The following is an 11,696-nucleotide window of genomic DNA, read 5'->3' on the forward strand; positions in this document are numbered from 1 at the left end:
GTGCGCCGATCCCCCAGCCCACCCATCGAAAGGTCGCCCCATGCAGTTCATCCTTCGCAAGGACCTCGGGCTGCTCGCCCTGCGCCTCGCGGCGGGCGGCGTGCTGATCGCGCACGGCACGCAGAAGCTCTTCGGCTGGTTCGGCGGGGGCGGCATCGAGGGAACGGCCGAGGCGATGGAGCACATGGGCTTCGTTCCGGGCAGGCCGAGCGCCCTCGCGGCCGGGCTCGGCGAGGCGGGCGGCGGTGCCCTGCTGGCGCTGGGGCTCGCCACCCCGGCCGCGGGCGCCGCGGCGGCCGGCGCCATGGCAGGGGCCGTCTCGGTCCACGCGCCCGCCGGGTTCTTCGCCCAGGGCGGCGGCTTCGAGTACCCGGCCTTCCTCGGCTCCGTCGCGGCCTGCCTCGGCGTCACCGGGCCGGGGCGCTTCTCGCTCGACCACATCAGCGGGCATAGGCTCGACCGTCCCGCGGTCATCGTGGTGGCCTTCGCGCTCAGCGCGGCCGCCGCCACCGTCGTCGTCAACCGGCGCATCGCCGCGATGGAGTCCCCGGCCGGAGCCGACGGGGACTGAACCGGCCGGGCCCTGCGCCCGGGAGGGCGGGCCGCCGGATCGCCGGCCCCCGTGCCCCGTGCCCCGTGTCCCGTGCCCCGGCCGCGCACGGCCGTTACGGTGTCGGAATGGAACAGCGGATCAGCCTCATCACCCTGGGGGTCTCGGACCTCGCCCGGGCCAAGAGCTTCTACGCGGCCCTCGGATGGCGTGGCACCGAGGTCGAGGAGACGGTCTTCCACCAGGCGGGAGGAATGGCCCTGGTCCTGTGGGACCGCCGGAAACTGGCCGCGGACTGCGGGCTGCCCGACGCCCCGCCGGCCGGGTTCGGGGGCATCGCCCTGGCCCACAACGTGCGTACGGACGCCGAGGTCGACAGCCTCCTCGGCGCCGCCGCGGAGGCCGGCGGCACGGTCACCCGGCCCGCCGCCGTCAACGCGATCGGCTTCTACTCGGGCGTCTTCACCGACCCCGACGGCCATGCCTGGGAGATCGCCCACAACCCCGGCTTCACGCTGGCCGGCGACGGCTCCCTGATCCTGCCCGACTTCGCCTCGCTCACGCCCGCGCCGCCGGACGCCGCGCAGCGCACGCCGGAGGCGTGAGGCGGGACCGAGCCGGAGCCGGGTGGGGCGCCCTTCCCGGCGCGGCGGGGCTCGGGCACCATGGTCCGGCACCGGAGTTCACCCCCGCGGAGTTGCCCCGCGGCCCCGTCTCACCGCGATCCGGAGGACCGTGTGCCGTCGCACGACCAGGCAAGGCGCGATGAGCTCTACCTCGACCCGTACCCGCTCTACGCCCGCGCCCGCCGGGCCGCAGGCCTGACGTACGTACCGGAGTTCGACGCGTGGCTGGTGGCCCGCGACCAGGACGTCCGGGAGGTGCTGGTGCGTGCCGAGGACTTCTCCTCCGCCGGGTCCCTGCTCCCCGACATCGCACTGTCGGACGCGGCGTTGGGCGTCCTGCCGCGCGGGTTCGCACCGCGCGAGACCGTCGTCACCTCGGACGGTGCGGAGCACCGGCGGCACCGGGGCGTGCTGAACCGCGGCCTGTCCGCCGCGCGCGTGGCCGCCTTGCTGCCGTACGCGCGGGAGTGCGCGAGCGAGCTGGTGGAGGGCATCGCGGCGGACGGATCCGCCGAGCTGATGGAGGCGTACGCCCGTCGGCTGCCGGGGCGGGTGGTCGGCCGGCTCATCGGCCTGGACCCGGCGGACGTGCCCGCGGCGGTGCACGGCGGATACCGGGCCGACGAGCTGCTGTTCAGGCCGCTGCCGCCGAAGGATCAGGCTGCGGCCGCCGAGGACGTGGTCGCGCTCCAGCACCTGCTGGACGGATACCTGCGTGATCGGCGCGCCTCGCCCCGGGACGACCTGTGCTCGGCCAGGGTGGCGGCCCTGGCGCCCGGTGACGCCGAGCTCACCCTCGACGAGCGCCACGAACTGGTGGCGAGCCTCCAGAACCTCCTGATCGCCGGGTTCCTCACCACCAGCGCGCTGATCGGCACCACGCTGCTGCATCTGCTGCGCGACCGGCCGCAGTGGGAGATGCTCTGCGCGGATCCGGCGCTGATACCCGCCGCGGTGGAGGAGGCGGCCCGCTACGACACCGCCGTCCAGGCCTTCCGCCGCACCACGACCCGGCCGGTGACACTGGCCGGCACCAAGCTCCCGGCCGGAGCGACCGTTCTGGTCGCCTACGGTTCGGCCAACCGGGACGAGGACCGGTACGAGCGGGCCGACCGGTTCGACATCAGCCGCCCCGAGGACCGGCGCCACCTCTCCTTCGGCCACGGCCCCCACGGCTGCCCCGGCTCTCAGCTGGCCCGCGAACAACTCCGCATCACCCTCGAAGTCTTCACCCGCCGCCTGCCGGGCCTGCGGCTGGACCCGGACGCACCCCCGCCGGCCATGCGCCCCACCTTGATCCACCGCTCGCCGCGGGCCCTGCACACGACCTGGTGAACGCGCGGCACCCGGCCGACGGCTCACCGGGTGACATGGACGTGGATGGTCTTTCCCCCCTGTTCGCCGTGGTGCCGGATCTCCACTTCGGTGGCGAGCCGGTTGACCAGGTGCCATCCCCATCCGCCCTCGCCCTTCTGATCGGGCCGCCTGGGCCGTGGCTCGGCACTACTGGAGTCCGTGACCTCGACGTCGACCCCCTCTGGCCGCAGGCGGAGGTCCAGCGCGCAGCCTCCGGACGTATGGCGGACCGCGTTGGTGACGAGTTCGCTGATCACCAGCAGGGCGACGTCCAGGGCGACGGGTCCGAAGGCGGGCCGGCCGGGCGCGGAGTACGCGAGGAACTCACGCGCCGCGCGGCGCGCGACTGCCGCCGAACCCGGACCGTCCAGGTCCAGGTGCAGGCGCAGGCGCAGGCGCAGGGTCGAGTGAACAGGCAGCATGGAATCGATCGTCCAAAAGCCGGCGTAACGCTTACCTCCATCCGCCTTCCCCCACCCGCCCCGTTCACTCCCTCAGCCCCCCTCGAACCTCTCGCCGTCCTCGAACCCGTCCCGCAGCCCGCGCGACGTCGGCGGGGCGCTCCCCATGGGCTCCGGCGAAGCGCTGGAGGAACCGGGCCGCCTGGTGCGGGGTGACGCCGGCGGCGTCACTGCGCCCCACCGTGTCACCTCCCCCGCCCCGGGTAGGTGCAGGGTGCGGGGTGCGGTCCTGGCCCTCATGGCTGCGACGGGGACCGCATCCCGCCCTCCCGGGGCCCGGCGCCGGCGACGAGTGCGTACTGGTCGAGCCCAGGGAGCTCGACGACATAGCGCCCGGGCGCTCCCAGACCCTGGAGACCAGCGGCTTCGTCGACCTCGACCAGGTCGCTCCGATCGTCTTCGACAAGACCTACTACGTCGGCCCGCCCCAAGGGGCAAGGAGTACGCCAAGGTGTACGCCCTGCTGCAGAAGGCCCTGGCGAAGGCGAACCGGGCGGGCGTGGCCACGTTCGTGATGCGCGGCCGCGAGTACCTGATCACTCTGAAGGCGGAGGACGGCAGCGTCGGTATTCGAGTGTGCGAAATAGGGCTGCAATCCGGCTCTGCTGCGCTTCACACCCCCGTTGGCCGGGTGGCTTCGTGCTGCCTCGGTGACCGAGGGGATCGCGGCCGACTCGCGCGCCCATCGCACCTCGCGGTCGCCTCTCGCCATGAGTCATGGGGAGGGCCAGGGCGCGCTGATTCTGGAGGCGCAGGAGATGCTCGCCGCAGGGCAGAGCGGCGAGGAGGTCTTCGCCGAGCTGGCCGCGAGGACCGGCCAGTGGGGTGTCTGTGTGTTGGCCGTGTGCTTGGCCCTGGGTGTGCCCCCGACTGACGCCGAGGCCCGGCTTCGAGAGGTCGAGCCGCTTTTCGCGGAGTTCGTGATGGGTGAGGAGGAGGACCTCGCCCTCGTTCTCACGTTCGGGCACGTCTTCATCGTGGACCGAGTGCTTGACGAGCACGAAGAGCGCATCCGCGACCTGCTGGGAACCGCCGCTGGTGCCCGCGGGGGCCATCCCTGTGGCCTGCTCGGGTGGTTTCGCACCGGGGAGCTCACGAAGATCTTCCTCTACTTCGCCAAGACCCGGTTCCGGGACGGGCGGGGCTCGCCGCCCGATTTCTGGGACGCCATGACCGCCGCTGGCCAACTCCTGGCCAGCCAGGACGGCCCGGACCGCGAAGAGGTGACTGCCGGGCTGGAACGATGCCGCACGCAGGCTGCAGCCATCGGCTCGAAGAGCACCGTCATCGACGGACGACCTCCGCTGGGTAGGCGGTCCTGATGGCTCCGACGGCCCCGCGCAGGCCACTCCGAATCCTGTAGCAACGCCCGCGTTCGCTCCCTACAGTCATCGCATGGCCATCGAGGACGAGGACCCGGGTCAGCGCGACATTACTGCGATGCTCAAGGACCAGACCAGTGCCTGCAAGGCAGCACGCGACGCCATCGCTGCCTGGCCGCGAGGTACTGCTCTTCGACGGACAGCCGCCAGTGTCGATGGTCTTCGGCATCGCTGCGACAAGGGTGCGGTGGTCGTTGAAGATCGGCCTCACGACCCTCGGCCTCGACGAGACCGTTGAGATCCTTCGCGCTCGGCACCGCGACGGGCAACTGCGTACCGGCAACATCGTCGCCGCAGACCGATCTTGGTTCTTCACCCTGCACTTCGACGCCACCGGGACCGAGCTCCTGGCGTGCAGCGGCGTCAAGAACGAGCCTCCCTTGCGGGCGCGGGCGCGGGCGCGGGGGGCCGGGGGACGGTCAGAGGCTCCAGCTGTATAGGCCGCCCCCCGCGTTCACCGCAGACTCCGCGAGCCGGGCAATCCCCTGCAGGACCGCCAGTAGATCATCATCGGTCATGTCGTCCCCGTCCTCGGACCAGAGCCGCGTGGTCCAGCGGGCTGCGAGCTCTCCGAGTTCGGCGGAGCTAGCCCTGGCCAGCGCTCGGGTCAGCCGATTCGGCAGAGCGAACACCTCAACGCCGTCGTTCACTGGTGCAGTGACCCGCTCCGGCCACAGCCGCCACGCATAAAGCTGCTCAAGCGGCGGGGCCTCGGCCGAACGCTCCGTCGCCTGGATGTCGTCACGCCGGGGAGCCTGTCCCGTCGAGTAGTCGAGCTCCAGGAAGGCGTCCTTGTGGTGGGGGCCGGCCCCGAACCACGGCAGGTCGACGTCGATCGTGTTGTCGCCGTCGGCCAGTTGGCGTCGCCGCTCCACCGGCCGGTCCGCAAGCCGAGGGCCACGGTCACCGTCTCGCCCGCGCCGGACTTGATGTCGAGCCGGTCGTCATCCGATTCCAGCTCGCCCGTGTCGGTGCGGAAAGGCGTGCCGCAGTCGTCGTGGTCGATCCCGTCGAGGTCGTCGCCGACCCCGTCGACGCTGGTCACCGTCACGGACACCGGCACGGTGGGCACCGCACGGGCCGACGGCGTACCGGCCGATGTGGGCAAGCCGCACAGCACGGCCGCCACGACGACGCCCGCGCGGAGCGCGCCCCGTCTGTGCCCGAACCTCTGGCGGAACGAGAGGGGGCGTGTAGCGTCCGGTCGTGACCTATGGACTGACGCGCCTGCTGCGTACCGAGGACGACTGGTCGGACTTGCTGTGCTTCCTCGCCGAGCTGGATCCCGAGCCGCTCCGGTCGGCCTTGGTCCTGGCACCGGGGACGATCACGGTCTGGCGGGAGGCTTGGGTGAAGGCAGGCCGGGGCGCGCCGGCAGGCCGGGCCGACTTCGTCGTCCTGCTTGACGGCACCGAGCGCACGGTGATGGAGGTGAAGCTCGGTGCCGGCGCCCATGGCGAACAGTTCGCGGTCTACGACGCCTGGGCTGAGGCGAGGGGCATACCGGCGTCAGACCGCTACCTGGTGGGCCCGAATGCCGATCCCATCCCGAATGAGCCGAGCCATTGGTCCCGTCGGCTCACCGTCGCCAGTCTCCTCGCCGGCTGGAACCATTCGGCGGATGACCTCGCCCGGCTCCTGTCCGTCCGAGGGCTCCAGCAGTTCACGCAGCTGGAGGCCGAGGCAACGGGTCCGGCGAACCATGCCTCCATCGTGCTCAGCGATGCGTTGCGTCTGCGGCGACTGGCAAGCATCACGCAGGCGACCTCCCCGCCCGGCACGGTCTTCGCACCGAAGCAGCGCTCCGAGGCCGGAGCCCCGAACATCTGTGCCTGGCGAGAGACGGAGGACGGCTACGTCGTCGCCGAGATCCAGCGCCTGAACCCGAGGAGCGGCACGGGCAGTCCTTTCGAGATCCGCATCATGGTTCAGACGCCGGAGGCGACTTCCGCCGCCAATGGGGCACTCGCGGACCGGAAACGGGACTGGCTCGCCCGTTGCAGCTTCGTCCGGCATGCCGGGCCCGGGGTGCAAGAGCTGGTGGCGGAGCCGGAAGGCGACGGATTCAAGAAGAAGTCAGGGGCAAAGGGCCACCCGCGTTATTACGGGTACGAGGGTGGCGGACACGGCAGCTCCGTGGTGCTCAAGGAGACGGTCGGCCTCAACGACATGGTGACCGCGTTCGCCGCCGTCCTGCAGTACCTCACCACCTACCCGGCGCGGTAGGCCGGGCGGGAGCGCCCGAAACGGTCGCCTCGCCAAGGGGTTCTCGGGCATGTCAGTGGTGGTTGCGATCCTGTGCGGCATGGACGATATGACCTTCTGGGCGCTCATGGATGGGCTGAGCTGTCGCCCCGGTGACCGGCACGAACGGCTGGAGTGGCTGCGCGGGGAGTTGCGGTGCCGGCCGGCCGCGGAGGGGGCGGAGTTTCAGGCGCGGCTGGAGGCCGCGTGCTCGGCGGTCGCCACGGGCGCATTGTGGCGGGCGGTGGGCCGGATTGAGGGCGGCTTGTGCTCCGATGACGGCTTCGACTATTTCGCGCTCTGGCTGGTGGCCCAGGGGCAGGGGACGTACAAGGCGGTGCTCGCTGATCCGGATGCCCTCGCTGACGTTGCTGAGGTGCGGGCCCTGGTGGGACGGCACACGCGGGAGTGGTGTGACGACGAATGGCCGGAATGGGAGGAGCTCGACTACGTGGCCCAGGAGGTGTTCGACGAACTGACGGGCCAGGAGAGCGACTGCGGGGAGGCGTTCCACGAGGCCCTGGAAGCCGTCCGGGAGACGTGGGCGAAGCCCGGAGAAGAAATCGACACCATAGAGGCCACGGTGAGAACGGGGACACCCCGGCTCGACGTCCTCTTCCCGTAGAAGCCAGGTCCTGATCGGTGACGCGACGCCTGCGATCTGCCATCTGAGTCAGCCCGTTCACCCGTACTCGCCTGGGCACTCTGGCAGCTCTGGCAAGTACGCCGACACGCAATGCTCCAGCAGCCGTTCACAGCGGTAGCCGTCTCACCTCCAGTCGGCGGTCGAGCCGGAGGTCCCTGGGGACGGGAGGCTTGGCGGGTGTTCCGCGGCTGGGCCATGCGATGTCGTCAACGGCGAGGAACGGCTCGCCGGCCACGGTCACGGGCGTGGCCCCGGTGAACGCCACGACGTCCCGGTGCAGGTGTGACTGGTCGGCGTAGCCGGCGTCGGCCGCGACTCGGGCCGCGCCTTCACCCGCGACCAGGCGGTGGGCGGCATGGTCGAAGCGGACCAGCTTCACGGCGCGTTTGGGCGGCAGGCCGAGCTGCGACCGGAACCGGGACCAAAGGCGCTTACGGCTCCATCCCACCTCGGCCGCGAGTCCATCGACCCGGACCAGGCCACGGCTGTCGACGATGCGGTGCCAGGCCCAGGCCACCCCCGGGTCCACGGGCGGCCCCGCCTCATGCCGACGGGCGAGCAGCGCGTCCGTCAACGCGAAGCGATCCTGCCACGACGAGACATCGCCCAGTTGCTCTCGGATCCGGGACGCCTCCCGGCCCCACAGGTCGCCCAGTGACACGACGGCGCCGTCGAGGTCGGCGGGAGAGGCGCCCAGAACCGCCCGTGCGATCACCGGGGACAGGCGCACCTGCACGCACTCGACGTTCTCACCCCGCGCCCGGACCTCGCCGCCGGTCCCCAGCCCGGGCCCGGCGACCAGGCTTCCCCGTTGCTGCTGCCCGGCGGCACAGTCAAGGACGGGCGAGCCGGCACCGAACTCCAGGAGCAGCGTCACGGCCGGGTGCGGGACCATCCGGAGCGCGTCCAGGTCAGGGACGCGGAATCCGGCCATGGTGAGACCGGCCACCCTGCTGGGACGCTGCGGGCATGCGACGTCCCACACAGCCGCACCGTGCATGAAAGTCCCCACCGTTCCATGCTAGTTGAGTCGGCAGAGGGGAACATTCATCCAATCCGCGGGTGGGAACCGGCGGAGACAGTGGGCTCATGACTGCTTCTGACGACGGACCGCGCGTGAACGGCGGCGCCGAGGCCACCAAGAGTTCGACCCTGCCGCTGGACGACGGCTACATCCACGTGTGCCAGGACGGCCCCCGCGACGCCCCCGCACTCCTGCTCATCCACGGGTCCGCATCCTCGACCCGCTCGTGGGACCAGCTGGTTCCGCTGCTGACCGGATCTCACCGCGTCATCCGGATCGACCTGCTCGGGCACGGCCGGTCGGCCAAACCGGCCGACCGCAGCTACGCGCTCCCGGACCAGGCACGCCGGGCCGGCGTGGCACTGGACCGGCTCGGCGTCGAGCACGCCGTGGTCGTCGGCCATTCCAGCGGCGGCGCGGTCGCCACCGCGCTCGCCGAACAGCGACCCGGCCTGGTGACCGCGCTCGCGCTCATCAACACCGGCCCCAGCCTGGACGCCTTCATCGCACCGCAGTCCACCGCGACCGGGCTCTCGCAGTGGCCGCCGACCGACGAGGAGATCCGCCGGTTCGCGAGCACCGGTTTCAGTCGCGCGGGCTACCAGATCCCGTCAGAGCTTCTGGACGAGGTGCGCTGCATGACCCAGTACACGCTCACCGCGACGATGCACGGCACCCGCGACTACCTGGAGCGGCAGGCGCTCCCGGACCGGCTGACGGCCCTCGGCAAGCCGCTACTGGTGATCTTCGGCGTGGACGACCGCAGGTGGCGATCCTCATCCGCCGCCGACTACCGCGCCGTTCCGGGCGCGAAAGTCGAGTTGCTGCCCGGTCTCGGGCACTCACCGATACTCGAGGATCCCGCGCGGACGGCCATCCCTGCCGGCCTTCGCCACGGGGACGCCGTACGGGCGGTCTGAATGACAAGGAGGGGTCCCGTCCGGATTCTCGTCTCCGGGGCCGGCGTCGCCGGTCCGGTGCTGGCGTACTGGCTCACCAGGCACGGCTTCTGCGTCACCGTCGTCGAGCGCGCGCCGGCTCCACGCAACACCGGCGGCCACGCGGTCGACCTGTTCCGGCCCGCGGTGAACGTCTCGGAGAAGATGGGCGTACTCCCGCTCGTCGAGGAGCGGGCCACCGGCACCAACCGGATGACCGTCCACCGGGAGGGCGTACGGCGTCCCGTCCGGGCGGACCTCTCCAAGATCTTCGGTGCCGCCTCCGACCGGCACGTCGAGATCATGCGCGACGACCTGAGTGAGATCTACTACGACGCCGCGCGCGACGACGTCGAGTACGTCTTCGGCGACTCGATCACCGCGATCTCGCCCGACGGCGAGGTGCGGTTCGAGAAAGCCGCGCCGCGCCGCTTCGACCTCGTCGTCGGCGCGGACGGGCTGCACTCCAACGTGCGCCGCCTCGTCTTCGGCGACGAGTCCCGCTTCAGCGCCTTCACCGGGGCCTACCTCGGGGTGCTGCCCCTGCCGAACGTCGCCGCGCTCGACGGCGAGCTCCTCATCCACGTCGGCGTCGGCCGCACTGCCGGCATGTACGGCGCGCGGCACCTCGGCGACGCGCGGGCGTTGTTCCTGTTCCGGAGCGCGCGCGAGCTCGACTACCACCACCACGACGTGCCCCGGCACAAGGAGCTGCTGCGCAGTGCCTTCGAGGGCATGCACCCCGATGTGGACCGCTGGCTGGACGAGCTCGGCCGCACCCCGGCGTTCTACTTCGACTCCATCACCCAGCTCCGCATGGACACCTGGTCACGGGGGCGCGTGGCGCTCGTCGGCGACGCGGGCTACTGCCCCGGCCCGGCCGTCGGCGGCAGCACCAGCCTGGCCGTCGTCGGAGCGTACGTCCTCGCCGGGGAGCCGGCGCGGGCGGACGGTGACCACGAGCGCGCCTTCCCCGCCTACGAGCGCGCGATGGCGGAGCACGTGCGGGGCAGCCGCGCGGCCGCGCTCAGCGCCGCGAAAACCCTGATCCCCACCTCCCGCCTCGGAGTGCGGGGACTGGCCCAGGGGGCCCGCCTGATCTCCGCCCTGCCGACGGGGCCCAGCCGCGCCCTCCTCCGCCTCACCACCAAGAGCGCACGCCTCTACAACTCCATGACCGTCGACGACTACCCGCCGGCGCCCACCACATCACGATGCCGGACATGCTGATCTCGTCCTCTGCCTCCCGTCAGGCGGCGGACCACGCTCACGCGGTACCGAATGCACCGCGAACCCAGCGGGCAGCAATGGGTCAGGGACTCCCCCACACCTGCAGCTGTGAACGCTGCGCCTGCCGCGACGGGCGACTCCCGGGTGCGGCCACCGCCCCCTGCACCGCCCACCGCCTGAAGCCCGTCCACGAAAGGACCACTGCGTGAACCAGCCCCGACTCGACGACCCCGCCCACCGGCGCCGCCGCTCCGCCACGGCCACGCTCGAGGGGGGCGCGTCGTGACCAAGAAGTGGCTGCCGCCCGAGGAGTTCGCCGCGTCGCTTCCGAAGGCCACCGTGTTCGGCGCGGTGTTCTTCACCGACGAGGACGACCGGCCCGTCCAGCTGCGCGCCACCTACTCCTCCACGCATCCCTGGCAGTGGCCGGGCGGGGTCGCCGATCCGGGCGAACGTCCGTGGGAGACGGCGGTGCGGGAGTGCCGGGAGGAGACCGGACTCGTCGTTCCCGGACCGCCGCGGCTGCTGGCCGCGGTGTTCGGGCTGCCCGGCAGGCAGTGGCCGCTGAGCACCGCGGGCTACGTGTTCGACGGCGGCCGCCTCACCTCCGGCCAGCTCGCCGGGATCGTCCTGGACCCCGACGAGCACGACGAGGTCCGCGTCCTGAGCCTGCCGCAGTGGCGGGAGCTGATGCCGGTCCGGGACCACGCGCGGCTCGAAGCGGTGATGGCCGCCCGCCGGGCCGGGGTGCCCGCGTACTTCGACACCTGGGACTGGGAGGCGTAGACGAGCATCGTCCTGACGTCCGGCCCGCGGGCGGGCGCCCGGGCTCAGGCGGTGGGGTTGCAGGTGCCGTGTACGGCCACGGGGCGGCTGGACTGCGGGTAGACGAGCGCGATGTCGGGCGCCGGCTCGATCTCGGCCGCCGGGACGATCTCATGGCAGAGGGTGGTGACCCGGGCCTGGGCGAGCGTCATGTGGTGGTTCGGGCGGTGGAGCTCGCGCTGCGCCTGCGCGGGGTCGGCCGCGTCGCCGTACTCGCGGAAGGCCGTCTCGGCGTACCGGACGAAGGCGTCGACGGTGGCCCGGGAGCTCCAGCCGCCCTTGTCCTGGAGGGTGCCGTGCCGGATGCACTCGATGATCAGCCGGTGGTCGTGGGCGACGCCGGCCGGGTTCACGGCGCCGTCGCCGTCCGGGATGATCCGCGTCCGTGCTCCCGCGTGGTGCCGCCGCCGTCCT

Annotated in this window: 15 protein-coding genes; 11 read left to right on the plus strand and 4 right to left on the minus strand. The window is 72.0% G+C overall.

The genetic code is table 11. The features are described from left to right. The first annotated feature begins 40 nt into the window (after positions 1-40). The 3 genes from AB0O21_RS07160 to AB0O21_RS07170 all read left to right on the plus strand — a co-directional run bounded on the left by AB0O21_RS07160 (position 41) and on the right by AB0O21_RS07170 (position 2,511). The gene (locus AB0O21_RS07160; RefSeq protein ID WP_365167274.1) at positions 41-571 is read left to right on the plus strand and encodes a DoxX family membrane protein; all 531 of its coding nucleotides are present in this window, start codon (positions 41-43) and stop codon (positions 569-571) included. A 107-nt stretch (positions 572-678) separates the two neighbouring features. Continuing rightward, positions 679-1,155, plus strand: a complete 477-nt coding sequence (locus AB0O21_RS07165) for a VOC family protein (protein WP_365167277.1) — start codon at positions 679-681, stop codon at positions 1,153-1,155. A gap of 132 nt (positions 1,156-1,287) precedes the next feature. Beyond that, complete coding sequence (locus tag AB0O21_RS07170; RefSeq protein ID WP_365167280.1) at positions 1,288-2,511, plus strand: cytochrome P450; 1,224 nt, start codon at positions 1,288-1,290, stop codon at positions 2,509-2,511. Between the two features lie 23 nt (positions 2,512-2,534). On the opposite strand, the gene AB0O21_RS07175 is transcribed toward AB0O21_RS07170, so the two are convergent. After that, positions 2,535-2,954, minus strand: a complete 420-nt coding sequence (locus tag AB0O21_RS07175; RefSeq protein WP_365167282.1) for an ATP-binding protein — start codon at positions 2,952-2,954, stop codon at positions 2,535-2,537. Between the two features lie 260 nt (positions 2,955-3,214). Here AB0O21_RS07175 and AB0O21_RS07180 point away from each other — a divergent pair, with 260 nt between their 5' ends. The 3 genes from AB0O21_RS07180 (at position 3,215) to AB0O21_RS07190 (ending at position 4,815) form a co-directional block, all read left to right on the plus strand. Beyond that, the gene (locus tag AB0O21_RS07180; RefSeq protein WP_365167284.1) at positions 3,215-3,508 is read left to right on the plus strand and encodes a Ku protein; all 294 of its coding nucleotides are present in this window, start codon (positions 3,215-3,217) and stop codon (positions 3,506-3,508) included. 135 nt (positions 3,509-3,643) lie between these two features. After that, entirely contained in the window at positions 3,644-4,315 is a 672-nt protein-coding gene (locus AB0O21_RS07185) for a hypothetical protein (RefSeq protein WP_365167286.1), read from the plus strand. Between the two features lie 137 nt (positions 4,316-4,452). Further along, a complete protein-coding gene (locus tag AB0O21_RS07190; RefSeq protein ID WP_365167288.1) occupies positions 4,453-4,815 on the plus strand; it encodes a hypothetical protein in 363 nt (120 codons plus the stop codon). Here AB0O21_RS07190 and AB0O21_RS07195 read toward each other — a convergent pair. Further along, positions 4,795-5,250, minus strand: a complete 456-nt coding sequence (locus AB0O21_RS07195) for a hypothetical protein (RefSeq protein ID WP_365167291.1) — start codon at positions 5,248-5,250, stop codon at positions 4,795-4,797. The genes AB0O21_RS07190 and AB0O21_RS07195 overlap by 21 nt on opposite strands. Before the next feature lie 331 nt (positions 5,251-5,581). Here AB0O21_RS07195 and AB0O21_RS07200 point away from each other — a divergent pair, with 331 nt between their 5' ends. Both AB0O21_RS07200 and AB0O21_RS07205 read left to right on the plus strand, forming a co-directional pair. Beyond that, positions 5,582-6,601, plus strand: coding sequence for a hypothetical protein (locus AB0O21_RS07200; RefSeq protein ID WP_365167294.1), 1,020 nt, complete (start codon positions 5,582-5,584; stop codon positions 6,599-6,601). Between the two features lie 49 nt (positions 6,602-6,650). Further along, positions 6,651-7,244, plus strand: coding sequence for a DUF4240 domain-containing protein (locus AB0O21_RS07205; RefSeq protein WP_365167297.1), 594 nt, complete (start codon positions 6,651-6,653; stop codon positions 7,242-7,244). A 127-nt stretch (positions 7,245-7,371) separates the two neighbouring features. Here the strand turns inward: AB0O21_RS07205 and AB0O21_RS07210 are convergent, their stop codons facing one another. Continuing rightward, the gene (locus AB0O21_RS07210) at positions 7,372-8,277 is read right to left on the minus strand and encodes a helix-turn-helix domain-containing protein (RefSeq protein ID WP_365167299.1); all 906 of its coding nucleotides are present in this window, start codon (positions 8,275-8,277) and stop codon (positions 7,372-7,374) included. Positions 8,278-8,354: 77 nt separating this feature from the next. Here AB0O21_RS07210 and AB0O21_RS07215 point away from each other — a divergent pair, with 77 nt between their 5' ends. From AB0O21_RS07215 to AB0O21_RS07225, 3 genes are all read left to right on the plus strand, one after another. Then, positions 8,355-9,209, plus strand: a complete 855-nt coding sequence (locus AB0O21_RS07215; protein WP_365167301.1) for an alpha/beta hydrolase — start codon at positions 8,355-8,357, stop codon at positions 9,207-9,209. Then, complete coding sequence (locus AB0O21_RS07220) at positions 9,210-10,457, plus strand: FAD-dependent monooxygenase (protein WP_365167303.1); 1,248 nt, start codon at positions 9,210-9,212, stop codon at positions 10,455-10,457. It abuts the gene before it with no gap. Positions 10,458-10,739: 282 nt separating this feature from the next. Next, positions 10,740-11,243, plus strand: coding sequence for an NUDIX hydrolase (locus AB0O21_RS07225; protein WP_365167306.1), 504 nt, complete (start codon positions 10,740-10,742; stop codon positions 11,241-11,243). Positions 11,244-11,287: 44 nt separating this feature from the next. On the opposite strand, the gene AB0O21_RS07230 is transcribed toward AB0O21_RS07225, so the two are convergent. Further along, positions 11,288-11,659, minus strand: coding sequence for a family 1 glycosylhydrolase (locus AB0O21_RS07230; protein ID WP_365167750.1), 372 nt, complete (start codon positions 11,657-11,659; stop codon positions 11,288-11,290). Positions 11,660-11,696 lie beyond the last annotated feature (37 nt).

Source organism: Streptomyces sp. NPDC091371 (genome assembly GCF_040684275.1).
Taxonomy (GTDB): domain Bacteria; phylum Actinomycetota; class Actinomycetes; order Streptomycetales; family Streptomycetaceae; genus Streptomyces.

Coding starts and splice junctions, on each gene's coding strand:
- AB0O21_RS07160 (WP_365167274.1), top strand. CDS start 41: ATGCAGTTCATCCTTCGCAAGGACCTCGGGCTGCTCGCCCTGCGCCTC.
- AB0O21_RS07165 (WP_365167277.1), top strand. CDS start 679: ATGGAACAGCGGATCAGCCTCATCACCCTGGGGGTCTCGGACCTCGCC.
- AB0O21_RS07175 (WP_365167282.1), bottom strand. CDS start 2,954: ATGCTGCCTGTTCACTCGACCCTGCGCCTGCGCCTGCGCCTGCACCTG.
- AB0O21_RS07205 (WP_365167297.1), top strand. CDS start 6,651: ATGTCAGTGGTGGTTGCGATCCTGTGCGGCATGGACGATATGACCTTC.
- AB0O21_RS07215 (WP_365167301.1), top strand. CDS start 8,355: ATGACTGCTTCTGACGACGGACCGCGCGTGAACGGCGGCGCCGAGGCC.
- AB0O21_RS07220 (WP_365167303.1), top strand. CDS start 9,210: ATGACAAGGAGGGGTCCCGTCCGGATTCTCGTCTCCGGGGCCGGCGTC.